21 protein-coding genes and 1 other RNA gene are annotated in these 23,857 nt (G+C 38.5%); 17 read left to right on the top strand and 5 right to left on the bottom strand.

The features are described from left to right. Positions 1 to 123: 123 nt before the first annotated feature. The gene (locus B5Y67_RS15365; RefSeq protein WP_088227309.1) at positions 124 to 762 is read right to left on the bottom strand and encodes a lactate utilization protein; all 639 of its coding nucleotides are present in this window, start codon (positions 760 to 762) and stop codon (positions 124 to 126) included. A 247-nt stretch (positions 763 to 1,009) separates the two neighbouring features. On the opposite strand from B5Y67_RS15365, the gene B5Y67_RS15360 reads away from it, so the two are divergent. Beyond that, complete coding sequence (locus B5Y67_RS15360; protein ID WP_088227308.1) at positions 1,010 to 2,152, top strand: hypothetical protein; 1,143 nt, start codon at positions 1,010 to 1,012, stop codon at positions 2,150 to 2,152. Between the two features lie 32 nt (positions 2,153 to 2,184). Here the strand turns inward: B5Y67_RS15360 and B5Y67_RS15355 are convergent, their stop codons facing one another. Continuing rightward, complete coding sequence (locus tag B5Y67_RS15355; RefSeq protein WP_282432785.1) at positions 2,185 to 2,349, bottom strand: ATP-binding protein; 165 nt, start codon at positions 2,347 to 2,349, stop codon at positions 2,185 to 2,187. A 274-nt stretch (positions 2,350 to 2,623) separates the two neighbouring features. On the opposite strand from B5Y67_RS15355, the gene B5Y67_RS15350 reads away from it, so the two are divergent. From B5Y67_RS15350 to B5Y67_RS15335, 4 genes are all read left to right on the top strand, one after another. Continuing rightward, the gene (locus tag B5Y67_RS15350) at positions 2,624 to 3,205 is read left to right on the top strand and encodes a flavodoxin family protein (protein WP_088227526.1); all 582 of its coding nucleotides are present in this window, start codon (positions 2,624 to 2,626) and stop codon (positions 3,203 to 3,205) included. A gap of 221 nt (positions 3,206 to 3,426) precedes the next feature. After that, positions 3,427 to 3,942 carry a MarR family transcriptional regulator gene (locus tag B5Y67_RS15345; RefSeq protein WP_207652422.1) on the top strand — a complete coding sequence of 172 codons (516 nt, stop codon included), beginning with the start codon at positions 3,427 to 3,429 and terminating at the stop codon, positions 3,940 to 3,942. A gap of 85 nt (positions 3,943 to 4,027) precedes the next feature. Beyond that, entirely contained in the window at positions 4,028 to 5,209 is a 1,182-nt protein-coding gene (locus B5Y67_RS15340; RefSeq protein WP_088227306.1) for an MFS transporter, read from the top strand. A gap of 115 nt (positions 5,210 to 5,324) precedes the next feature. After that, positions 5,325 to 5,873: a flavodoxin family protein gene (locus B5Y67_RS15335; RefSeq protein ID WP_088227305.1), complete on the top strand. Its 549-nt coding sequence runs from the start codon at positions 5,325 to 5,327 to the stop codon at positions 5,871 to 5,873. 102 nt (positions 5,874 to 5,975) lie between these two features. On the opposite strand, the gene B5Y67_RS15330 is transcribed toward B5Y67_RS15335, so the two are convergent. Further along, complete coding sequence (locus B5Y67_RS15330) at positions 5,976 to 7,625, bottom strand: ferredoxin--nitrite reductase (RefSeq protein WP_088227304.1); 1,650 nt, start codon at positions 7,623 to 7,625, stop codon at positions 5,976 to 5,978. A 236-nt stretch (positions 7,626 to 7,861) separates the two neighbouring features. On the opposite strand from B5Y67_RS15330, the gene B5Y67_RS15325 reads away from it, so the two are divergent. The 4 genes from B5Y67_RS15325 (at position 7,862) to B5Y67_RS15305 (ending at position 11,788) form a co-directional block, all read left to right on the top strand. Next, positions 7,862 to 8,329 carry a nucleoside deaminase gene (locus tag B5Y67_RS15325; protein ID WP_088227303.1) on the top strand — a complete coding sequence of 156 codons (468 nt, stop codon included), beginning with the start codon at positions 7,862 to 7,864 and terminating at the stop codon, positions 8,327 to 8,329. Positions 8,330 to 8,927: 598 nt separating this feature from the next. Then, positions 8,928 to 9,111, top strand: a non-coding RNA gene (gene ssrS, locus B5Y67_RS15315) — 6S RNA. Between the two features lie 343 nt (positions 9,112 to 9,454). Further along, entirely contained in the window at positions 9,455 to 10,930 is a 1,476-nt protein-coding gene (locus B5Y67_RS15310; protein ID WP_088227301.1) for a protein adenylyltransferase SelO, read from the top strand. 468 nt (positions 10,931 to 11,398) lie between these two features. Continuing rightward, on the top strand, positions 11,399 to 11,788 hold the full coding sequence (locus B5Y67_RS15305; protein WP_088227300.1) for a hypothetical protein: 390 nt from the start codon (positions 11,399 to 11,401) through the stop codon (positions 11,786 to 11,788). Here B5Y67_RS15305 and msrA read toward each other — a convergent pair. Next, the gene (gene msrA, locus B5Y67_RS15300) at positions 11,785 to 12,747 is read right to left on the bottom strand and encodes a peptide-methionine (S)-S-oxide reductase MsrA (protein ID WP_088227299.1); all 963 of its coding nucleotides are present in this window, start codon (positions 12,745 to 12,747) and stop codon (positions 11,785 to 11,787) included. The genes B5Y67_RS15305 and msrA overlap by 4 nt on opposite strands. Before the next feature lie 208 nt (positions 12,748 to 12,955). Between msrA and B5Y67_RS15295 the strand changes: the two genes are divergently transcribed. Further along, complete coding sequence (locus B5Y67_RS15295; protein WP_088227298.1) at positions 12,956 to 13,510, top strand: L,D-transpeptidase family protein; 555 nt, start codon at positions 12,956 to 12,958, stop codon at positions 13,508 to 13,510. A gap of 216 nt (positions 13,511 to 13,726) precedes the next feature. Here B5Y67_RS15295 and B5Y67_RS15290 read toward each other — a convergent pair whose 3' ends face one another. Further along, a complete protein-coding gene (locus B5Y67_RS15290) occupies positions 13,727 to 14,038 on the bottom strand; it encodes a hypothetical protein (RefSeq protein ID WP_088227297.1) in 312 nt (103 codons plus the stop codon). Between the two features lie 1,318 nt (positions 14,039 to 15,356). On the opposite strand from B5Y67_RS15290, the gene B5Y67_RS15285 reads away from it, so the two are divergent. From B5Y67_RS15285 to B5Y67_RS15255, 7 genes are all read left to right on the top strand, one after another. Further along, on the top strand, positions 15,357 to 16,505 hold the full coding sequence (locus B5Y67_RS15285) for an acyl-CoA dehydrogenase family protein (RefSeq protein WP_088227296.1): 1,149 nt from the start codon (positions 15,357 to 15,359) through the stop codon (positions 16,503 to 16,505). Positions 16,506 to 16,571: 66 nt separating this feature from the next. After that, positions 16,572 to 16,757, top strand: coding sequence for a hypothetical protein (locus B5Y67_RS15280; RefSeq protein WP_088227295.1), 186 nt, complete (start codon positions 16,572 to 16,574; stop codon positions 16,755 to 16,757). A gap of 686 nt (positions 16,758 to 17,443) precedes the next feature. Next, positions 17,444 to 19,000 (top strand): CoA-transferase, encoded by a 1,557-nt coding sequence (locus B5Y67_RS15275; protein ID WP_088227294.1) that lies wholly within the window; start codon positions 17,444 to 17,446, stop codon positions 18,998 to 19,000. Between the two features lie 44 nt (positions 19,001 to 19,044). After that, the gene (locus B5Y67_RS15270; protein WP_088227293.1) at positions 19,045 to 19,830 is read left to right on the top strand and encodes an acyl-CoA dehydratase activase; all 786 of its coding nucleotides are present in this window, start codon (positions 19,045 to 19,047) and stop codon (positions 19,828 to 19,830) included. Between the two features lie 19 nt (positions 19,831 to 19,849). Next, a complete protein-coding gene (locus B5Y67_RS15265) occupies positions 19,850 to 21,118 on the top strand; it encodes a 2-hydroxyacyl-CoA dehydratase family protein (protein ID WP_088227292.1) in 1,269 nt (422 codons plus the stop codon). Beyond that, positions 21,111 to 22,229 carry a 2-hydroxyacyl-CoA dehydratase family protein gene (locus B5Y67_RS15260; RefSeq protein WP_088227291.1) on the top strand — a complete coding sequence of 373 codons (1,119 nt, stop codon included), beginning with the start codon at positions 21,111 to 21,113 and terminating at the stop codon, positions 22,227 to 22,229. Before B5Y67_RS15265 ends, B5Y67_RS15260 begins: the two co-directional genes overlap by 8 nt. Before the next feature lie 239 nt (positions 22,230 to 22,468). Continuing rightward, a complete protein-coding gene (locus tag B5Y67_RS15255; RefSeq protein WP_088227290.1) occupies positions 22,469 to 23,857 on the top strand; it encodes an FAD-linked oxidase C-terminal domain-containing protein in 1,389 nt (462 codons plus the stop codon).

The raw sequence follows: 23,857 nt of genomic DNA, 5'->3' as shown, positions 1-23,857 counted from the left end.
CACAAACCCTCCAATTTCTACCTGGAGCTTATTGTTCCGTAAAATCCCTCAACAATAATATACCCAAAATAGAGAAGAAGAGGCAATTGCAATATCTTTCATTAAATAATGCCCTTTGCAGAATTAATATCCGCAGCTGTCACCAATAATTAATACCGTTATATCTGCCGCCATCGGCTTCTTCCTCATTACAGAATATACCCTGCATATTCTGGTTGGGGCTTGACAATTAACACATACACCGTTTTTAGTACAAGGATTGGGAGTCTCCAGTCTTTTATTATTCATAGGAGCTGCAATCCCTTCTAATCTTGCAAAGGCGGCAGCTTCATTTTTACAAAGTTTGTTGACACCAGCTGCGATAATTACTTTTTTTGGACCGAAACTCATGGCAGCGACTCGATTTCCTAAGCCATCAACATTTACTAGCATACCGTCCAGAGTAATGGCATTGCTGCTGCACAGGTACAAGTCACTCAGCATTTCCTGACGAGAAATAGTTATCTTTTCTTCTGGGGCAATACCTGGCGCACCGTGGTCCAACACCTTGCCACCCACAGCGTTAACTTTATCTTGAATTCCCATGTTCTTGATTGTCATTGACCCGCCAAAACCTACGGTCATTTCTGGCTTAACGTGATTCATAATAAAAGCCGCCGCTTCCTCAGCGGTTGCAAAGTACACCGCGTCAAATTCATTCTTTTTTAAAGCTTCAACAGCCTTGCACCCAATTGTTTCATTATGCCATTCATTAATTTCCATGATAATTCCCCCTATTTCTTGCTTAAATAACGACTTTTAAACCTGTTATTATTTTTGCTCCAACGTTTAGTTTAGAAGCGAGCTATATGTATAATTATATATAATAGTTAAAAATATGAAAGTATGCACTTTTAGGGTAGATACTATCTAAAAGGAATGCTACATATATTTGAGTTAAAGTCAGTTTTCAGTAATGAAGATAATTTATTCGCAGGATTGTGCAACAGCGTCGGAATGGAGGTTTTATATGAAAGATTCAGCGCAAGAAGTCTTTGACTGGATATATAAAAACAAGGACCCATACCACACTGGCGTGTCCGCGGGTAAATGGTTTGCAGAAGTGAATACATCATATAGAGGCGGTGATTTTGCTTGGGGTTGGGGTGCAATCGGGGTTAGTTTGTACTATATGTTTAAAGCAACAGGTGACGTAAAATACCTTGACTGGATGGTTCCCCAAATTGAGTGGATTATTAGCCAGCGGGACACTGATTTGGATGTAGAAAGTTATTTGGGTACAGGAATAAAATTACCAGTGTGGAATGATGGGGGCCAGTACGGTAGGATACATGCCTATCCCGTCCACACTGCCGTAATATGTATGCCAATACTTCTTTTTATTAAAGTGGTAATGACATTAGGTATTCAACGATACTTTGACCGATTGGATATCTACTTGTTGGTTTGTAGGGATGCACTGGAGGCACACAATACCCCCGATAATTGGATGGATTTCTCACTTATAACCGGTTATCCTGTTGAACCGAATTATGGTAATTTCGATGAAGCCGGTAAGGTTACTATGCCTAACAGAGGTAATGCTTATCTTGCTGCTTGTGTACTTCTTGATAAGTTATGCGCCACATCAAACCATAAAAAGAAAGCCGTCAAAGGATTCAACTACTTCCAAACGTGTTTTCGATGGGATGAAACGTCAAATAGCTATTATTGGAGTTACTGGCCATATTATTATGGTGAAAGCGGCTGGGAAGATATTTCACATGCCGGCCTAACAATGATGGGCTTTTGGCTTGCTCATCATGAAGCGTGTCTTTCGGTCTATTCGACGCTTGACTTCCAAAGAGTAGCAAATACAGCTAAAAGAATCGTACACATAGATTGTAGTAAAATAATGGTAAATGACAACATTTCCCCGTTTTCAACTCGAAAAGAGCTCTCATCAAGTAGTTACCGTACATCTATTGGAACTTGGAGCTTGCTGGCATTTTATGATCCTTTGGTGTTGACCAAGATTAATCCTTGTGTTAATGAATTGATTAATATGATAGTTAACAATAGGCAAAGGGTGATTGGGGACGCTTTAAAGTCAATAGGTATTTGCATTTATGTAAATATATCGCTAGGACTTGGCCAGGGTTTGGGACATTAAAGTCAACAAGAAATCTTCAATTAAATTAAACTTTAGTCTAAAGGCATCCAGACGTTAAAATAAATGGCCTCGTTTTGGCTTTCGACCCAAATCCTTCCGCCGTGGAGTTCAACAATACTTTTGGCAATAGCAAGACCTAATCCTGCACCTCCGGTCTCCTTGGACCGAGATTTCTCCAGGATTTTTATCCCTTTCAACGAGATTAATCATATCCCAGGAAACTAAAGAGAAAGGGAGGAAAAAACTAAAGACTTTCTGAAGTTTTTATCGAGATATCTTAATAGCAAAGCATTAATAACAATGATATTTTTGCCAATTACAAAAGTTTAATTGTTGACAGGGAAACAATAAAGCGATAGAATAATTGTGTTGCCGAGGAAACATAATTATTCCTTTTGAGGTGAGAATTTTATAATGAATACGCAATATACAGAACAAACCATAAACAGGCAAGACGGGCAAGGCGGAAAGATGAAAGTCATCGGATTTATTACAAGTCCGCGGAAAGAAGGCAATACTGCCTGGATAGTAAACAAAATACTCGAAGGTGCGAAAGAGCAAGGCGCTGAAACTCAATCCTGGTATTTCAGCGATCTTGATATCAAACCGTGCCGGGGGTGTTGGGGCTGTCATAAGGGCGATCAGGGTTGTGTTATCAAAGATGACATGCAGAAACTTAATCAGGCGATTGATCATGCCAATGCCATTGTTTTTGGCTCTCCGATTTACATGATGCAGATGACTGCCCAGGCGAAGATATTCATCGATAGGATGTTTGCGCGATTCTCTCCGCGATACTCTCCATATTTCAAAGAAGAAAATGCCGCCCAAAAAAAGTTAATTCTTACGTTTAATCAGGGTAATCCTGATTCCAGCCTGTTTCAGTCGTATATTGATTATACGAAACATATGTTTGAGTTGCTGGAATTTGATGTTAAAGAGGTACCTGTCGTTACCGGTATGCGAAATGGACCGGCGTATGAAAGAAAAGATCTGCATACTGTCTTAAAGGATATCGGTTCATCGTTGATTTCGGAACGATTACCGAAATAATAAGGATATTGCAATTTGCAGATAAACAGGGGTATTCATTTAGGGAATACATTTGCCAGATCGTTTTTTATGCGGTCTGGCAATTACGTTTTTTGAAGATTTTATCGGATAGACACTTTACTCTCCAGAGGGAGTGTAAATTATCAATATACTTGACATATCAACTATAATTGATATAATTTACTTGAGCTATCAAGTATTTTAAAAAGGGGCAGAGGATATTGCAAAATATAGAAAGGAAAAGTATTGGAAAGTGGATTTCAATACTTCATAGGCAATTTCAAATTTATGTTAATCATGAGATGAAATCTTATGATTTAAACTCATCAGAATATATCTATTTGGTAAATTTAGCTGAAAAGGATGATGGAGTTAGTCAAAAATATTTATCTGATAAGCTGTATATCGATGAAGCGTTGACGACAAGAGTAATAAGAAACTTAGAGAAAAAAGGATATGTAACACGAAATAAGAGTTTAGACGACAAGAGATCATACACTGTAAAACTAACTGAAAAAGGTAAGAATGTGCAGCCGGTAATATTAGATATGCTTAGTCGTTGGACGGATATTTTAGCAACGGATATGAATGAAGGTGAGATAGATCATATTATTAATAAGCTAAAATTAATGTCGAAACATGCCTTACTTGTTACCAAAGGAGAGATAAATGAGGAAAACCGTGAAACTCTCTGTGGCATTGAGTCAATTCTAGATCAGGGTCTTTCTGAATCTTAGTCTATAAATTTCAGACATACATCGCGGAGGTGCCACATTTGATTGGGTATAGATATGGGAAAATACTAATTTTGGAGGAAAGAGTATGCCAGAACAAGAGCGTCTTTGGACAAGAGATTTTCTTTTTGTTGATATAACAAGTTTTTTAGTTTTTGGCAGCTTCTATTATCTCTTGTCAACACTACAGTACTATGTTTTGCAGCTGGGCGGGTCAGTTGCTTCGGTGGGTCTTGTCATGGGAATATTTACTTTAGTGGCTGTGGCTGTTCGTCCGATAGTAGGGCAACTTCTGGATACTCGTGGCCGGCATCTCTTATTGATGTTTGGCTTAATCGTAATTTTAGTTTCTTTTATAATTTATCCGCTAGTTCATCAACTCTGGTGGCTTATCTTGATCAGGATTTTACACGGCATTGGTTGGTCTGTGGTGCCTGTTGCGATTAGTACAATAGTCGCCGATGTCGTTCCCGGTAAACGTCGGGGCGAAGCTATGGGATATTATTCAAATTTCATGGATGTTGCTATGGCTATTGGACCATTTGCCGGTGTGTTGTTACTCCAGTTTGGTAATTATAAAGCAGTTTTTTGGGGTGCTGCACTTACTCTTCTCCCCGCATTTGCATTTGCAGGGTCTGTACATGAGCGTTACCAGCCAAATTCTGATGGATCTAATGGTTCTCGTTTAAGTCGAGCAGCACTTTTGCCGGGTTTTGTAATGATGACTGCAAGTATTGGTTACGGATGTGTGGTTAGTTTTTTACCTACATTAGTAATGGATCGAGGGATTACTGGAAATTTTCTTGGCTTGTCAGATTATGCTTTTTATTATATTGTTTATGCCTTAACTTTACTTTTGACTAGAGGGATCTGGGGACGACTTTCTGATAAATACGGTCGCAAAGCGGCTATCATGCCCGGAATGCTTTTATTGGCCGGTGGGACATTCTTGTTAGCCTATACGTGGTCTTTCCCAATTCTTCTTTTGGTTGGTGTTGTATACGCCGCTGGATTTGGAGCAGCACAACCGTCAATTTTAGCTTGGACAGTGGACAGAGCTGGTCACACCGAGAGGGGAGCTGCAGTTTCGACTTTCTTTATTGCCTTTGACGGCGGGCTTGGCTTAGGTGCATTACTAATGGGAATGGTCATTCAGCATTTCTCATATGAGGTTACCTTTTTAGCGACTACGCTAATCACCTTTGTAGGTTTCTTACTTTACGTGTATTATCTTTATAGTACAAGATCCGGTACAGTTCGTGGAGTGTAGCGGTCAATACTGAATCTTTCAATTCGAAGATTCCGAATTGGCGTGGGATTATTAGCGTGATAAACTAGGTGGTAGAATCAATGCAACACATTAAAGAGTGGAGATGTTATATTCTATGAAAAAAATGGTCGCTTTTATGGCGAGCCCAAGAAAAAATGGCAACACAGCTACCCTTGTGAAAGAAGTTATTCGGGGAGCGCAAGATGCTGGTGTCGAAACAACTATTTTTAACTTGTACGATATGAATATCAGGCCTTGCCAAGGCTGCCAAGTATGTCGTAAGACCGGAAAATGTGTCATGGAAGACGATTTTCAAAACATGTTTAAACATATTATTGAAGCCGATGCGGTGGTTTTCGCCTCCCCCATATTTGTTTGGCAGATTACAGCTCAAATGAAACTATTATGGGATAGACTCTGCGGCTTGTTCGATGAAAATCATAAACCTAGGTATGCTCCTAAAAGCCTGATTATGGTATATTCTCAAGGAAATCCAAACGCCCAGGCTTTTCAGACATCCTTTCAAAGCAATGAAGCGATGCTTAAGATGTTTGGCTTAAATGTAGTTAATACCATTTTACTAACGGGGGGCTTAGATCCCAATACTGCGGCTAATAATCAAGAACTTTTATTAAAAGCTTATGAAGCAGGAAAAACAATCTAGCAACCTGAAATTGTGTGGTTCACTTAAAAAAGGAGAGCGGAAAGCTCTCCTTTTTTCATGTCGCTCAATGGCTAGACCTTTGGTGTTCATTTACCAAGGAGTCTATGAGCCGTATCGAGGTTCCTTCAAATTAAAAACACTGTCTAGAAAGTCATTAAGTATAGTCTGAAATGTCTCTACACCAACTCGATTAATAAATATATGGAAAGATTCACTATCTTTTCTGTGAACCCTGTAATAAAGAATCAAATGTTCCAGTACTAGATGTACTATATCTGCCGGAATGAATCCTTTCAAATTTGTACTAAATTGTGGCTCCGGGCCTAGTATACCTCCAATTTGTAGTTCAAAACCTTCAATGATTTGGCCTGCCTTTTTTGTCTTAATTCCTCGTAGTCCTATATCTGCAAGTTGCACTTGCCCACAAGAATTGGGACAACCGGTAACATGAATACGTATGGGATCATCTGTATTTAATGTTTCATCGAGGTAATGGGAGAGTTGTTGGGCATATTTTTTTGTTTCTACGATGGCAAAATTACAGAACTCCTTACCGGCACAGGAAATCGTATGAGTTTTAAATGTTTTGGGAAAAGGGGTTAATACTCTTAAAAGGGGTTCGCGTAAGAAGGACATCGCGTGACTATCTGGAATTCCGGCAATAATTATATTCTGGGAATTCGTGGTTCGTATCATGCCGTCTCCGTATTTGTCTGTTAAGTCAGCGAGCTCTATGAGATTATTCGCACTTAAACGACCAAGTGGGACAGACAAACCAAAATAATGAAACCCGGGTTGTTTTTGTTGATGGATGCCATTAAAATATCCCGCATTCCAATCACTAGTTAAATCATCTCCGCTGGTTAAAAGAGGTCCAACCAACTTTTCGAGTTCTTGTTTGAATTTTACAGACCCCCAATCGGCTACTAAAAATTTCAGACGTGCATGTTGTCGGTTTTGACGATACCCAAAATCACGAAATAGAGTTGCAACTCCAATGGTTACTTTGAGAATCTCGTCAGGTCTTAGAAAAACATCCAGTCTCTTTGCTAAATGGGGTTTGGCAGATAATCCTCCGCCCACATAAACGTGGAAACCTTTGACTACTTCATTATCGATGAATTTGGAAGCAGGCGTAAAGGACATGTCATTAATTGCAGCGTAACCTGTATCAAATATGTTTGCAGAGATCGAAATCTTAAATTTCCTGGGAAGGTTTGAGAAATCCCTATTTCCTTGAAAAAAGTTTTGAACTTCTTGTTGGATCTCACGGGTATCTAAAATTTCATTAGGATCTATTCCTGCCAAAGGGTTCCCGATAATATTTCGTGGGCAGTCACCACAGGCTTCAACACTGCTCAAGCCCACTGATGTAAGTCCGTTTAGTATGCTCGGGATATCTTCAATGCTTAGCCAATGAAACTGAACTGATTGTCGGGTAGTAATATCTAAGATACTTCGAGCGTAATCCCTAGAAATAGAGGCAAGGATACGAGCTTGAGAACTTGTCATAACTCCAAAGGGGATTTTGACCCGCATCATAAAATATCCTTCTGATCGGGGGCGTTGGATATAGATACCTGCCCACTTAAGCAGATCTTTTTCTTCATCGCTGATGGAGGTAAAACCTCTCTTCTTAAAAACGTTTAGCTTCTCTAAAATGTCGAGTCCATCCGTGTTCAATTTAATTAATTCAAAACTGTTTAGATTACCGGGATTAAGAGCCCATTCTTTTTTGTAAATGTCCGGCATATTAATACAACCTATTCCGATAAAATTAGTATGATAAATCTATTGGATTAATCATAAAACATAAAAATAGATTTGTCTACCTAAGAAAAAATCAAGTATGTTATATTAAACTAAGCTAGGGACTGATGGCATCTATGATCAGATAGCAATTTATAAAAATAAGAAGGCTGGGCTTTTAGCCTGAAGTTGAGTGAGGCGGGGAAAAGAGCTTTGTTGTAGATTTTTAGGAGGTATATATGAGAACAGATGAATTTTTCATGAAGAAAGCAATAGAATTGGCTGTATCAGCAGTTGAACATGGAAATGAACCTTTTGGGGCGGTTCTTGTAAAAGATAATGAAATAGTATATACAAATGAGAATCAGATATATACTGCAACTGACCCAACATTTCACGCTGAAGCTGGATTAATTCGCAATTTTTGCAGTGAAACACATATAGTGGATTTACAAGAATATACGCTATATTCAAGTTGTGAGCCATGTTTTATGTGCTGTGGTGCAATAGTTTGGACAAAGCTTGGCAGACTAGTTTATGGAGCTAGTGATATTGACTTATGCAGCATATTGGGGGAAAGTGGCAGCCGTTGCTGTCAAGTTGTATTTAAAAACTCGCCATTTAAGCCAGTTGTGACTGCAGGAATATTGCGAGATGAAAGTCTTCAAGTATTGGCAAGCTATTTTTCTCATAATATTAAAGGTTAATAAATTGGTTATAGATTTGTAGAAATGAAATAACGAATATAATTTATAGCTTAAGAAATATGCTGAACTCTTCTGATTTGATTCTACTGGAGTTTTTTGGCGAGGATTAACAAGATTATCATTAAAAATTCAGCAAATCATCAAGTGATTTTCAAAATTTATTAAGAATTATATGCTAAGATTTAAATAATCTCTCGAGCATAAAAGAAAAATAATTCTTGATAAGTGGATAGGCCTAGAAAATGAGGTGATAATTAGAATGGATCATAAAAACACTTGTCCCTTGTGTGGAGATCCATTGATTTACGATGGAGGTTACATTCAGTGCCAGGATCCTGCGTGCGGATGGAATAAACCAATTAATTTTTACACTAACAAATATGTTTTCAGGAGCAATGTGGGTAGAGAATATTTCTTAATTCGTAAGGAAAAGGATCCAAAAATAACAGTTATCTGAAATTATAAGCTTTATCTAGCATTCGACTCACTAAAGACTGCTGTAAAAAACAAAGTTAGTTTGGATGGAGTGTTTGAGTTCAAAAATAGCCATAACTTCCCTAATGCTTTTATAATGAAAACTTGATATTATTAAGTTCCTTCAAACCTGCGATGTACGAAGATTTGATTTGGTTTTGATCCTATTAAAATTTAGGGAATTAAAAAAACTTACTGAGTAGGTCAGGCCTCCACTGTTAGAGGAAGACTAAAAAGTAGGGTGAAAATGCCCACCTGCGAGAGCGGGGTTAAAAACCAAATAATCTAAACGGCTTTGCGGGGAATTAATGAAATGTAATCCAGAGCGTGTTAAATGCTCTGGATTTTCAATTATCGGGTGGCATTAATGACGCAATTCCAGGCAAACTTATAGAAGTGGAGGTCTTAAAAACTGGATAAAGGGGTATAAACACTATATTTCAGAGGCTTAATTAGGCCGCTAATCTTTATATTTACATAATCTCTGTCAGACAGTTTCCATAAAAAATTAATCGAATTTTCCAACCTTCCTTTGGCATCTTTAGCAAAGGGATTTTTTGTTTAAATACTCAAGGGCCTCTCGAAAGGAGTATATTAATTGCTCCTTAGAAGACACTAAAATCGTATTAATAAAGAAAGGAGGAGGTTCAAGTGACTAATTTAAAGGAAGAAACTCAATTTGGATGGAACTTTGAAAATAGTTATTCTCTTCTCCCAAAATCATTTTATTCATGTCAGAATCCTATTCCTGTAACTTCTCCTGAGCTAATAATTTTAAATTCTCCCTTAGCAACATCCCTAGGATTAAATATTGAAGAACTTAAAAGCAAAGATGGCGAAGCTGGCCTGGCAGGAAATCTAGTTCCTGAAGGCGCTTTGCCATTAGCCCAAGCTTATGCTGGACATCAATTTGGACATTTTACAATGTTGGGGGACGGGAGGGCTATACTTCTAGGAGAACAAATGACTCCTTCGGGTGAACGCTTCGATATTCAGCTCAAGGGTTCGGGCCAAACTCCCTTTTCACGAGGGGGTGATGGACGAGCGGCACTTGGGCCTATGCTCCGGGAATATATCATAAGCGAAGCAATGTATGCACTCGGTATCCCTACAACCCGCAGCTTGGCAGTTGTAAAAACCGGAGAGCCTGTAATCCGTGAAATGGTGCTCCCAGGAGCAATTCTAACTCGTGTAGCCGCCAGTCATTTGCGCGTTGGTACCTTTGAATACGCTGCAAAGTGGGGGAGTAAAGATGAACTTCGAGCATTGGCCGATTATGCTTTACAACGGCATTTTCCAAATATAGAAGACGATGAAAACTGCTATCTATCGCTACTTAAACAAGTGATTAAGCGTCAGGCTGAATTAATTGCTAAATGGCAGCTTTTTGGCTTTATTCATGGTGTAATGAACACCGATAATATGACAATTAGTGGAGAAACGATTGATTTTGGTCCGTGTGCTTTTATGGACGAATACGATGAAAATACTGTGTTTAGTTCTATTGATACTCAAGGACGTTATGCCTATGGAAATCAGCCGCATATCGCCGCTTGGAATCTTGCCAGACTTGCTGAAACCTTATTACCAATCCTCGACGACAACCAGGATCAAGCTGTCCAATTAGCTCAAGAAGCGCTTTTAGATTTTAACAAGTTATTTAACCGAAACTTGCTTACTGGAATGAGAGCAAAACTTGGATTATTCAACGAAGAGGAAGGGGACGTACTGCTGATCGGAGATTTACTGAGCATAATGCAAAAATATCATGCGGACTATACTAATACTTTCCGGGCATTAACATTCGATAATCCCACAGATACAGTCTTGTTTGGCACCCAGGAATTCAAAGAATGGTATCAAAAGTGGCAATCAAGACTAAGCGGGCAACAGGAAACAAAATGTTCCGCTCTAGAGTTGATGCGAAATAGCAACCCTGCGGTTATCCCTCGCAACCATAGAGTAGAAGCTGCACTCGAAGCAGCGGTTAAAAATGAGGACTATCATGTAATGGAGCGATTTTTAGATATTCTAAAAGAACCCTTCGCATACTCTCAGGAACAGGAAGAATTTACATCAATGCCAGAGCCATCTGGTATTCCCTACCGTACATTTTGTGGTACTTAAATTAAATGGGTTTTCTACCGAGCCGACTTTGCAACTCCAAGCACTTGGTGTTACTTCATTAAGGTTATAAAGCAATTGATATTTTCTCATAATGGCACATGGAAGCCAGCGTTCTTATATCAAGGGGTTATAATGCGGGGGCACAGTGGTAAGCAGTTCATGATTAAGCTCAATAAGCCATCAGATGCAAAATAAAAAGTTTATGAGTGATGGTGGAATTTTACGAGACAGTAGAATAAATATTAGTGGTGATACACTCACTTACAATGGAAAAGAGCGGAATCCTTTATGTTGCCACAAAATCGATAAACGACTATAAAATGTTGCTCTTTTGTCCAAGAGCGAGAACTGCAATAGTGAGCTTTAATAAAGCGTGTATGCACTTAAACAGACCATAAAGGGAAATGGATAAGAAACTGGACGCCAAAAATAAAAAATGAATGATGTTTTTTATTAGGAGGCGGAAAGATGAAAAAGAAAATTGTAGGGCCAGAAATCATGTTAACAGAAGAACTCATACTTTGCGAGGTTGAATGTCCCGATGGATATATACCGGGGGACGGCAAGGTACATCTTCATGACTGTTTCAAGACGGCATGGAATTATGTGGTAGATATTTCGTCGTTAGGTACGCCAATTAATGCATGGTTAGTTCATGGGAAAATAAATGTTTATGCTGACATTGATCATGCATGGGTTGAACTGGATAATGAGGTTGTATTTGACGGAGTGTTACAAAGGTTTTATAAAAAAGATTGTTACTATAGAATAAAGAAGGCCAAAAAGATAGCTATATGGTCAGCAGTTAATGCAACTGTAAATTTCACTCGATTTAAACACTATGGTCCATGGTATTAGGTATTCTTAAACAATAAGTTAAATTCGCTATATCCTTCGCGGTCTAACTCTTCTTTGGGTATAAAACGTAGTGATGCAGAATTTATGCAGTATCGAAGCCTATTTAGACCTGGACCATCGGGAAATACATGTCCTAAGTGGGAATCGGCTTCTTTACTACGAACCTCCGTCCTAGTCATTCCATGGCTTAAATCTACGTTCTCTTTTAAAGATTTTGAAACGATGGGCTTAGTAAAACTAGGCCATCCGCAGTCACTATTAAACTTATCATTTGAACTAAATAGAGGTTCGCCGGAGACTACATCGACATATATACCTTCACGTTCATTATTCCAATATTCGTTCTGAAAAGGCGGTTCGGTACCATTCTCTTGCGTAACATGATATTGTAAATCAGTTAGTCTGGATTTTATCTGCAACCTATCAATTGGCCAATTATGATTTGTAAAATCATCTCGTCCAGACCCTTGACGATATAGAGAATAGCGGAAAGAGTTTTTCTCATGGTAATCTTGATGATATTCTTCTGCAGGGAAAAAATTTGTTGCTGGGAGAATTTTGGTAACAATAGGTCTTTGGAAATGACAACTTTCAATTAGAGCTTGTTTAGAAGCTGCGGCTTTACGATGCTGTTCCTCGTCATGATAAAAAATAGCCGTTTGGTATGATTCCCCTCGATCATTGAACTGACCATCTGGATCAGTTGGATCAATTTGTCGCCAAAAAACTTCTAGAAGTTTATCATAGGATATTTGATTTGGGTCAAACGAAATTTGGACAGATTCGAAATGTCCAGTCGTTCCAGAACATACTTCTTTATAGGTTGGGTTTTCAGTATGACCACCGGTGTAGCCCGAAACCACATTAATAACACCTTGAAGTTGTTTGAACGGGGATACCATGCACCAAAAGCATCCACCTGCAAAGGTGGCAAAACTAATTTCACCCGGAACGTTCAATAGGCTCACCTCTTTATTCAAATGAATTTACATTAAAAGATTTTTCCCGTTACTGCAAAAAATAAACCTCTATATCAAAGCGCCTCGATCCCTATAATATTGGGCTAACCTAAATTTCATTAGAGGAAGAGACAACGTTGGTAAGATTTCTGCACAAATTACACATTAAACTTTCTAACATAAACTAATACAAAAAGAAGGTAATGATATGCTGCTAGAAATCTTTATTGACTTAATTAAATGTAAATTGGAGTTGTGCAAAGAGGATAAAATTATCAAAGCATACCCAGTGGCAGTTGGGGCCAAGAAAACCCCTAGTCCGGTCGGCAACTATAACGTCATTAATAAGGCCCATTGGGGAGGTGGTTTTGGCACCAGATGGATGCAGCTAAGTGTTCCATGGGGGACATATGGTATTCACGGAACAAATCGACCAGATTCAATTGGTAAGCAAGTTAGCCATGGATGTATCAGAATGCATAATAGGGATGTAGAAGAAGTTTATGAACAGGTAGAACTAGGTACTAAAGTTTATATCAAAGGTCCAATCGCCTATAACCTTTCTGTTAACGGATCGCGTGGCAATTTGGTACAATTAATTCAACAAGCATTAAAAGAGCAAGGGTATTATGGTGGTATTTGTGACGGGATATTCGAAGGACGAACAGAGAAATCCGTTTGCCAGTGGCAAAAAGAGAAAAATATCCTCGTAACAGGGCAAGTAAATCAGGTCAATTTAAATGATTTAGGTATATTATTATGAATACCAGAAGCGATGGGGACATTGTCATCCTTTGCTCCTTATCCCTCGACCAATAGCTGATGGTCTTGAGTTTTTTTGGAGGGAACAAAAGAGTTCGTCCTTAATTTGTCAGGGGAATAATCACCCTTTCAAAAGCATAAAAAAGCACGTGTCCGGGGTCCTCCTGACACGTGCTTTAAGTGAATAAGGTCTGCTCTCTCATCCTCCATTATAGGACTAGTTATAAAATCGTATCATTAGTTCTTTGTATATTTGCTCAGTCCATAAAGATATAGAATTTTTCAAATCAGTAACTCTCTTCAATTCACCGTTTTCTGTGGCTTGAGGGCTAAATTGGGTTGGAATACTATTTTCACCTGACTTAGATACCCTAGCTTGGAAATAGAACTCCGGGTCAAAACGATAAATGATAGAAAGAGTAATATCCGATTGGGTTTCAACTTCCTTAACTAAAAAGTTATTTTCGTTAAATTTCTGATTTGTTGTCAAAGCTTTCCGAACATCGCTTAAAAAGCTTTTATTAAGCATTCTAATTCGACTCCTTTTTATATACAGGGCACCCTATATAGTACATTATAGTGTTTTTTGTTAAATCTATACTTCCTTCTATTTGTACTAATTATTACATATTTAAAATTAGCTTACAATGCTTAAAAAAATGTTTTTATTTATATACTTTATAAAATTGAATTATAGTTTTGTTTGAATCGGATTATTCATTAATCATAAATTTTTATATAAAAACATACATTATTTGATAAGTTACTTTTAATTCGAATATTGAGTTTATTAATTAGGACCACTGGTATTTATATTATAGTCGCCAGTGGTTCAGTTTTGCCATGATGAAATCAACATTGTTTAAATTACGGCAAACTATATGCTCGAACAGTCTAATGCAGAGTTAAAGAGATCAATGAGCGTTTGAAGAAGAAATCGCCAAGAACAGGCTTTATATGAAATCTAAATAAATTCCGGAAAACAATTCGATCCTAACGTTGTTCCAGTATTTTTGAAAAGTTTGGAAGAAGGTTTAATTTCTAAAGAGAGTTTAGGGGATTAAAATTAAGGACACATTACATTGACTGAAATAGGCAAAGGCAACTATTGACGGAAGAATTCTACTGGTTTTGGGACGTGTCAGGACAATTCTTTCGCCATTGACGGCAAGAGACAGAACGCCTTGTGAGGGGAGAAGCGACAGGACACGACAATTAAGTATAATATTCAATAAATTTTAAATATTGATTTAATTGAAAATTCGATGTAATATATAATAGTCAAGCATATCTGAATATTTTATTAAATTGCAAAATATTGGAGGTGTTATTGGATTTTAGTATCCGTTTTTAAGTAGGCTGAATGAAAATTCAATATTTCTAGACAAGTAGCGAACAATTAGGCATTTCGAGAGCTGAAATGGAAAAATTCCCTGAAAATAACTTGGAATTAGTGAAGCTCAAAGAGAAATGTAACAAACATCGATCTTTTCACGCTTGTAGCAGAAGTGGCGATGGGGGTCTCATCCCCGGCTGACAGTAAGCGCGTTAACGTCTCCAAGTAAACCATGATTCGCAGAGATGTCATCCACTCGACCAAACGTTAACTTTACCCGGCGTGGTCGTTGAGCCTTTTCTCCCTTTTTACCTCTCTTAGTTTTCTTCTTGCGTCTCCTCGGCCTTTTTTAGGGTTTGAGATTGTTTCTACTGGCAGTCCAAAGGCGTTTGAAGAAGTCGTAGAAGGTACCAACACCGGGGAAAATAAAGTTGGTTCAAGGAAACTCTTGTCCCAACTGCCTCGGCAAATGCCGAGAGGCTATTTAAAATTTAGGAGGAGGCAATTAAAAATGGATGTTAATTCTTTTAGTTTATCAGAAGAACAGGAAATGATTATGAACACGGCAAGATCATTTGCACAAAAGGAACTTCAACCTATTGTCTATGAGAGCGATGCAAATAGTATATTTCCTGTAGAACAGTATAAGAAGATGGGCGAGATGGGTTTGTTGGGCTTACCGTTCTCATCAGAATATGGTGGTTCCGACGGAGATTACTTATCCTACATTTTAGCCGTCGAAGAAATTTCCAAAGTGCATAGTGCCGTTGGTATCTCATATTCGGTAAGTACCTCTCTCTGTATGGGAGGAATATATCAAAATGCTTCAGAGGAACAAAAGAAAAAATATCTTCCAGATCTATGTTCTGGAAAGAAATTTGGTTCCTTCGGATTAACTGAGCCAAATGCGGGCTCAGATGCAGCTGGTGTAAGAACTACAGCTAAAAGAGATGGAGATCACTATGTATTAAATGGTTCTAAATGCTTTATTACAAATGGTCCTCTCTCAGAGACCTTCTTAGTATTTGCTTCAACGGATATAAGTCAAGGAACAAAAGGATTATCAGCGTTTATTGTTGAAAAAAGTTTCCCGGGATTTTCAATAGGCACTATTGAAAACAAATGTGGGATCAGAGCTACTCAAGTTTCAGAACTGCTTTTTGATGACTGTATTGTCCCAGCTGAAAACTTAGTAGGACAAGAAGGAAAAGGTTTTGGCATTGCAATGAAGACTCTTGATGGCGGAAGATTCGGAGTCGCAGCACAAGGACTTGGTCTCGCAGAAGGAGCATTTGATATTGCGAAACAATATTTGAAAGATAGAATCCAGTTTGGCAAGCCTTTATACAAGAATCAGTATTTAGCATTTAAAATGGCTGAATTAGAGATCGAAATTGAACAAGCTAAGTACCTCTTATACAAAGGAGTTCTTGATAAACAAGCTGGAAGACCTTATTCAGTTTCAGCAGCGAAGGCAAAAATGGCTTGTACAGATGCAGCGATGCATGTAACTGTAGAATGCGTTCAGATGCTTGGCGGAAATGGCTACATGAAGGATTATCATGTTGAAAGAATGATGAGAGATTCTAAGATCACTCAGATCTATGAAGGAACAAATCAAATCATGAGAATGATTATTGCCGGAGCTATTTTTAAATAATTTATTTTTTTAAGATCAACCGACGGTTTGTGGAGTGATGTCGTTAAGTTGATAGGAGAGATATGAATGAAAGAGTGTATTGCTTGTCATTCAGGACAATTAAAACAGGTGGATATCATAACAAGAGATGACGAATTTACATTAATTGAGAATAGCGAAGTAGTTGTTAGTCCTCCACAAAGTCAAAAGATAATAAAGTTTGTTTGTTTAAATTGTGGATTCATAAACCTTTACGCTGAGGACTATTTTTAAGAAAACTGCTATCAAATAGATGAATAAGGCCGCAAGTGGAATGAATACTCGTCCCCATAACGCCGCCGTTATTACGCTCCTATCTATCACCTATAAGCGGAATTAAAGTATTTTTCTCAGTTACTTATTAAGACAGGGACGGGTATTATCATATCATGTTCATGTTTGCCTTAATACAGAAAATTGACTCTATAGACCCTTTGAAGTACTTATCAATAATAGATGAGTCGTATACTCAAGTCAACTTGTATTTTGAATACTGAATTAATGAGATCTCTCTAAGTGATAGTTTAGTATTCAGGTGCGAGTTGTGAAGCAGCACGCCAAGGTGTGATCTATCCTCTTGAAATGTAAGTTGTTCTATTATTCTGTATTTATTAGTAAGTTATTAACATATAGTAGGAAAATCCTATCAGGTAATATCTAACCAGTAGCCATACGCCTTAATAGGGCACGTACGGTTCCGGCTAGGAGTATGGGCGGAAACGCCCATATTTACTAAGATCAATGTCAACCATATGAGAATTGCTTGACGACTCTGATCTCAGATCCTTTTTAAAATTTAACGGAATCATGACTGACGTGTCCACTGTAATTTAATAATCGGAATATCCGTATCAAATGCCCCGCACGCAATCTGCGGGGCAGGTTAAGTCACTGAGGAAAACATTGGAGGAGGGGCATATATGAAGAAGGTTGCTATTCTGACAGCAGAAGAGGCTGTTGATTTAGTAAAAGATGGGACCACTCTTTGTACATGTGGATTTGTTGGAAATTTACTTCCAGAAGCACTTTTTAAGGCTATAGAAAAGAAATTCCTAGAGACCGGCTATCCTCAAAATATAACGTTGTTTTACCCAGCATCACAAGGCAGCAGGAACGGCACAGGCGGTGATCATTTTGCTCACGAAGGTTTAGTTAAAAGAGTAATAGCAGGTCATTTAAATACTGCTCCAAAGTTAGGCGAACTGTGTCTAGCTAATAAATGTGAAGGTTATAACTTACCCCAAGGTACTTTGGAATATATTATTAGAGATGCTGCGGGTCATAGGCCTGGTACAATTACACATGTTGGCTTAGGTACTTTTGTTGATCCAAGAAATGAAGGCGGTAAAATTAACGCCAGGACGACAGAAGATTTAGTAGAAGTTATAAAAATCGGCGATGAAGAAAAGCTTTTCTACAAATCATTTCCTATAGATATCGCCTTCCTTAGAGGTACTTATGCAGATGAGTATGGTAATGTAACCCTGGAAAAAGAAGTAGCTACTATTGAGGTTACATCTATAGCACAGGCAGTTATAAATAATGGTGGAAAAGTAATTGTGCAAGTGGAAAAGGTTGTAAAAGGTGGTACTTTAGACCCGCGATTGGTTCAAATACCTGGCATTTATGTTCATGCTGTTGTAGAAGTAGTTGATATGAAAGATCATGAACAAAGTGTTGGACATGAATATAATCCAGCACTTTGTGGGGCAGTAAGAGCACCTGAAGGTAACGTGGAAATGACCCCCTTGACAATTAAAAAAGTTATCGGCAGAAGAGCCGCTATGGAATTAGAAGAGGATACAGTTGTTAATTTAGGTGTAGGAACACCTGAGTATGTTGCTCAAGTTGCAAGTGAAGAAGGAATAGCAAGTTATATGACATTAACTGTTGAATCAGGGGCAATAGGCGGCAGTCCTCAAGGTGGAGCTAGATTTGGTGCGACTTTAAATCCTGACGCTATTATTGATCAAAATAGTCAGTTTGATTTTTATGATGGCGGCGGTCTTGACTTGGCATTTTTAGGCTTAGCTGAATGTGATGAAGAGGGTAACATTAATGTTAGCAAATTTGGCCCCAAGATACCTGGATGTGGCGGTTTCATCAATATCACCCAAAATGCCAAAAAAGTATTCTTCTTAGGTACTTTTACAGCGGGAGGCTTAAAAGAAAGAATCGTAGATGGCAAGCTAATAATAGACCAAGAAGGTAAGCAAAGGAAATTTATTAAACACGTTGAACAGGTTACATTTAGCGGAAAATATGCACTTAAAATTGAACAACCTGTTTTATATATTACAGAACGAGCTGTATTTGAATTAAAAGAAGGTGGGCTTAACTTAATAGAAGTTGCTCCTGGAATTGATATTCAAACACAAATTATAGATTTAATGGATTTTGTCCCTACGGTTGACAAAAATATTAAGATTATGGACTCAAGACTTTTTGGGGAAGAAAAAATGGGCTTGAAGAAATAATGATTGAAATAATTGAAGAAATAATTAAAGAAGGAGATTAATCTATGTTTACTATGGGGATTGATATTGGGTCATCATCCTCAAAGGTTGTAATACTTGAAGATGGATTTAATATTATCGCTGGAGAAGTTATTCAGATTGGAACAGGTTCTACGGGACCTAAACGTGTACTAGATGAAGCTCTTTCAAAATCAAGTCTTAAATTGCAAGACATGGCTAGAATTATTGCTACAGGCTACGGAAGATCTTCTGTGGACGAAGCGCACAAACAAATTAGCGAAATCAGTTGTCAGGCTAAGGGCGTTTTCTTTTTAGTTCCTTCAGCAAAAGTAATTATTGATATCGGCGGTCAAGATGTTAAGGCAATTAAACTTGACAGTAAAGGCTGCGTTAAGCAGTTTTTTATGAATGATAAATGTGCCGCCGGAACAGGACGTTTTCTCGATGTTATGTCACGAGTACTTGAAGTTAATCTTAATGAAATGGCAGAATACGATTCTCGTGCAACAGAACCTGCTACTGTCAGCAGCACTTGCACAGTTTTTGCAGAATCTGAGGTAATATCTCAACTTTCAAACGGAGTTGCTAAAGAGAACATTATTGCAGGGGTTCACCAGTCAGTTGCTAGCAAAGCCTGTGGACTTGCCTATAGATGTGGGGTGGAAGAGGACATTGTTATGTGCGGAGGTGTTGCTAAAGACGAGGGAGTTGTAAGGGCAATAAGCAAAGAACTAAAAAAACCCGTAATTGTTGCGCCTAATCCACAAATTACAGCTGCCCTTGGAGCCGCAATATTTGCCTTCGAAGAAGTCATGGGAACTAATAAATAAAAGGAAAGAGGTATGGTAAATGACGGATACAACAAATATGAGTGCCAAAGAGTTGTTAGGTTTCTATCAAGAAGAATTGTATGAAGAAGCGAGACGGGCAAAAAAAGAAGGAAAACTTGTTTGCTGGTCTGCATCTGTTGCTCCTTCGGAGTTTTGCGTAGCTATGGATATTGCTATGATCTATCCTGAAACACATGCTGCGGGTATTGGTGCAAGAAAAGGTGCCTTAGATGTGCTTGAGGTTGCAGATGAAAAAGGCTATAACGTGGATACTTGCTCTTATGCAAGAGTGAATATGGGTTATATGGAACTTTTAAAACAAGAAGCTTTAACAGGAAAAACACCAGAAAAGCTTGAAAAGTCCCCAGCGGCAAGAATTCCACTTCCCGATTTGGTAATAACATGTAACAACATTTGTAACACATTGCTTAAATGGTATGAGAATCTTGCCGTTGAATTAAATATTCCTCTCATCATCATTGATGTTCCATTTAATCATACAATGCCCATTCCACAGTATTCTAAGGACTATATCGCGGAACAGTTTAAGAATGCTATTTCTCAGCTTGAGGAAATTTGCGGTAGGAAATTCGACTACGACAAATTTTTAAAAGTACAGGAACAAACACAACGTTCTGTTGCCCAATGGAACAGAATCGCTTCTTTGTCATCACATAAACCATCACCGTTAAACGGTTTTGATCTTTTCAACTATATGGCACTCATCGTTTGTGCAAGAAGTAGAGACTACGCTGAAATTACATTTAAAAAGTTTGCAGATGAACTTGAGGAAAATCTTAAAAATGGTATCTTCGCATTTAAAGGAAATGAACAAAAGCGTGTAACTTGGGAGGGTATCGCTGTTTGGCCACACCTTGGACATACATTTAAAGGATTAAAGAATCTTGGAAATATAATGACAGGTTCAGCCTATCCTGGTCTGTGGAATCTTTCTTATACACCAGGTGATATGAGTTCAATGGCAGAAGCTTATACTAGAATTTATATTAATACTTGTCTTGATAACAAAGTTAAGGTTCTTAGTGACATAATCAGTGGCGGAAAGTGTGACGGAGTTATTTATCATCAGAACAGAAGCTGTAAACTAATGAGTTTTCTAAACGTAGAAACTGCTGATATACTACAAAAACAAAATCATTTACCATATGTAAGCTTTGATGGAGACCAAACTGATCCTCGTAACTTTGCTCCTGCACAGTTTGATACACGTATACAGGCATTAGATGAAATGATGAAGCAGAATAAGGAGGGAGTTTCTAATGAGTAGAATTGAAACTATTATCAGTGAATTATCTTCAATTTCAAATAATCCTCGAAAGGCTATGGAGGATTATAAAAAAGAAACCGGCAAGGGGGCAGTAGGTGTTATGCCTTATTATGCTCCTGAAGAAATAATTCATGCCGCAGGTCTTCTTCCAGTAGGTATTTGGGGAGGACAGAAGAGTATTTCTAAAGCCCGTGCCTATTTACCTCCATTTGCTTGTTCGATTATGCAATCAGTTATGGAAATGCAGCTGGAAGGTGTATATGATAATTTAGAAGCTATACTTTTCCCCGTTCCTTGTGACACATTAAAATGTCTTAGCCAAAAATGGAAAGGAACATCACCTGTTATCGTATTTACTCATCCTCAGAACAGAAAACTAGAAGCAGCAAATAAGTTTCTTGCTGAGGAATATAGGCTTGTTCGTGAAAAACTAGAAAGAATATTGGATGTTAAGATTTCAGATGAAGCACTACACAAAAGCATTGACATTTATAACGAAAATCGTAAAGTAATGCGTGAATTTACAGACATAGCTGCTGCTTATCCTCAGATTATTGATCCAATAAAACGTCATGCTATTATAAAAGCAAGATCTTTTATGGAAAAATCCAAACATACCGCTATGGTAAAAGAATTGAATTCAGAGCTTAAATCTTTACCTGTTGAAGACTTTACTGGTAAAAGGGTTGTTTTAACGGGAATTATGGCTGAACCAAATGAAGTATTAGAAATTTTAAAAGAAAACGGTTTTGCTGTTGTTGCAGACGACCTTGCACAGGAATCAAGACAGTTCAGAAATGATGTTCCATTAGGCACAGACCCACTCTATAGATTGGCTAAATGGTGGCAAGAATTCGATGGTTGTTCTCTTGCTACAGATGCGAAAAAATCAAGAGGCCCAATGCTTATAGATACGGTTAAAGCATCTAAGGCAGATGCAGTTGTGGTTTGCATGATGAAGTTCTGTGACCCAGAAGAATTTGACTATCCAATCTACTACAGACAGTTGGAAGAGGCTGGAATTAAGAGCTTATTCATCGAAATTGACCTGGAAACAACATCCTTTGAACAGACTAAAACCAGAGTTCAAAGCTTTAGTGAAATGCTGTAATTTCTAAGTGCATAGAACTTATTTCTAAGTGAATAGAAATTTAAGGTGTATCTCTTTAAGTTATGTCTCTTGTTGCTTGTTTGTATCATGACTAAGTGGGAAGAGGTAGTATTTGACCCTTCCCACTTAGTTTGTTCAGTTGAGAATTATAGTTACTTATTGAAGTTTTGCTTAAATTGATTTTACATAAAGTGGTCTGACCGGCGTACATATCCAAGCGTTATAAAGGAGGTATAAGGATGTTAGCTCGTGAAGTCTTGGAAGAACTTGTTCAAGTGCTCGGTCGTGAAAATGTACTCACAGAGCAGGAAGACTTATTGACCTATGCCTATGACGCAACTGCGGCGATGAAACATCATAAGCCGGATGTTGTGGTTGCACCTCTATCTACAGAACAGGTGGCAGATGTCGTTAAAATCGCCCTCCGTCACCATGTCCCTATTTATCCTCGTGGTTCTGGAACGAACCTTAGTGGGGGAACTATTCCCATTGAAGGGGGGATTGTTCTCTCAATGCTTAATCTAAATAAAATTCTGGAAGTAGATCAGGATAACTTAACGGCAACAGTTCAACCTGGGGTGATCATTCAGGCTCTCAATGATGAAGCAGGAAAATACGGTTTATTGTATCCGCCGGATCCTGGTACAGTCACCACTGCAACAATGGGTGGCTCGGTTTCGGAGTGTTCGGGTGGATTGCGTGGTCTGAAATACGGTGTAACCAAACATTATATTATGGGCTTGCAATTGGTCTTGGCGAATGGTGAAGTCATTCGTTGGGGAGGAAAAACGGTCAAGAACGTTACAGGGTATGATTTAGTGGCTCTCTTTACTGGGGCTGAAGGAACGTTGGGGATTATCACGGAAATAATCGTCAAACTAATTCCGGCTCCAGAAGCACGTAAGAGCATTTTAGCGGTCTTTGATGACATTGATAAAGCTGGGAGGGCCATTGCAGCCATAATTCGCAATAAAGTTATTCCTGCGACGCTAGAAATCTTGGATAATGCGACGATTCAGACCGTGGAAAACTTTGTGCATGCGGGACTTCCGATGGACGCGGAAGCGGTCCTCTTATGTGAAGTGGACGGCTACAAGGAAGTCGTCCAACGAGAGGCTGTTTTGGTAGAACGAATTTTGCAAGAAGAAGGAGCCGTTCAGGTAAAAATCGCTAAAGATGATAAAGAGCGCGATCTTTTGTGGTTGGCTCGTCGCAGCGCGCTTCCTGCTCTCGCTCAAAAACGACCGACGACGGTACTTGAAGATGCGACCGTTCCCCGAAGTAAAATTCCGGATATGCTTAAAGCAATTCGTAGAATTGCAACCAAATATAGTCTGCAAATTGCTACATTCGGCCATGCAGGAGACGGAAATCTACATCCCACAATTTTAACAGATGAGCGTGAATTAGAAGAAATGAAAAGAGTGCACCTGGCAGTAGACGAGATTTTCGAAACAGCGATAGCGCTTGGAGGAACCCTTTCCGGTGAACATGGGATTGGTATCGCCAAAATGAAATATCTTGATTTGGAATTCGGAGAAGCAGGTGTGGCGGCCTTGCGGCGCATTAAAGAAGCTATGGATCCCAACTATTTGTTGAACCCTTGGAAGATGGTAAGGAGGGACTGA

This window comes from Desulfosporosinus sp. FKB (assembly GCF_002196705.1).
Lineage (GTDB): Bacteria > Bacillota > Desulfitobacteriia > Desulfitobacteriales > Desulfitobacteriaceae > Desulfosporosinus.
This window is presented reverse-complemented; position numbering and strand designations above follow the sequence as displayed.

Excerpts from the sequence above, each read along its gene's own strand:
- B5Y67_RS15360 (WP_088227308.1), top strand. The coding sequence starts at position 1,010 with ATGAAAGATTCAGCGCAAGAAGTCTTTGACTGGATATATAAAAACAAG.
- B5Y67_RS15365 (WP_088227309.1), bottom strand. The coding sequence starts at position 762 with ATGGAAATTAATGAATGGCATAATGAAACAATTGGGTGCAAGGCTGTT.
- B5Y67_RS15295 (WP_088227298.1), top strand. The coding sequence starts at position 12,956 with ATGCTGCTAGAAATCTTTATTGACTTAATTAAATGTAAATTGGAGTTG.
- B5Y67_RS15255 (WP_088227290.1), top strand. The coding sequence starts at position 22,469 with ATGTTAGCTCGTGAAGTCTTGGAAGAACTTGTTCAAGTGCTCGGTCGT.
- B5Y67_RS15280 (WP_088227295.1), top strand. The coding sequence starts at position 16,572 with ATGAAAGAGTGTATTGCTTGTCATTCAGGACAATTAAAACAGGTGGAT.
- B5Y67_RS15275 (WP_088227294.1), top strand. The coding sequence starts at position 17,444 with ATGAAGAAGGTTGCTATTCTGACAGCAGAAGAGGCTGTTGATTTAGTA.
- B5Y67_RS15330 (WP_088227304.1), bottom strand. The coding sequence starts at position 7,625 with ATGCCGGACATTTACAAAAAAGAATGGGCTCTTAATCCCGGTAATCTA.
- B5Y67_RS15285 (WP_088227296.1), top strand. The coding sequence starts at position 15,357 with ATGGATGTTAATTCTTTTAGTTTATCAGAAGAACAGGAAATGATTATG.
- B5Y67_RS15260 (WP_088227291.1), top strand. The coding sequence starts at position 21,111 with ATGAGTAGAATTGAAACTATTATCAGTGAATTATCTTCAATTTCAAAT.
- B5Y67_RS15290 (WP_088227297.1), bottom strand. The coding sequence starts at position 14,038 with ATGCTTAATAAAAGCTTTTTAAGCGATGTTCGGAAAGCTTTGACAACA.
- B5Y67_RS15265 (WP_088227292.1), top strand. The coding sequence starts at position 19,850 with ATGACGGATACAACAAATATGAGTGCCAAAGAGTTGTTAGGTTTCTAT.
- B5Y67_RS15335 (WP_088227305.1), top strand. The coding sequence starts at position 5,325 with ATGAAAAAAATGGTCGCTTTTATGGCGAGCCCAAGAAAAAATGGCAAC.
- B5Y67_RS15350 (WP_088227526.1), top strand. The coding sequence starts at position 2,624 with ATGAAAGTCATCGGATTTATTACAAGTCCGCGGAAAGAAGGCAATACT.
- B5Y67_RS15305 (WP_088227300.1), top strand. The coding sequence starts at position 11,399 with ATGAAAAAGAAAATTGTAGGGCCAGAAATCATGTTAACAGAAGAACTC.
- B5Y67_RS15325 (WP_088227303.1), top strand. The coding sequence starts at position 7,862 with ATGAGAACAGATGAATTTTTCATGAAGAAAGCAATAGAATTGGCTGTA.
- B5Y67_RS15270 (WP_088227293.1), top strand. The coding sequence starts at position 19,045 with ATGTTTACTATGGGGATTGATATTGGGTCATCATCCTCAAAGGTTGTA.
- B5Y67_RS15340 (WP_088227306.1), top strand. The coding sequence starts at position 4,028 with ATGCCAGAACAAGAGCGTCTTTGGACAAGAGATTTTCTTTTTGTTGAT.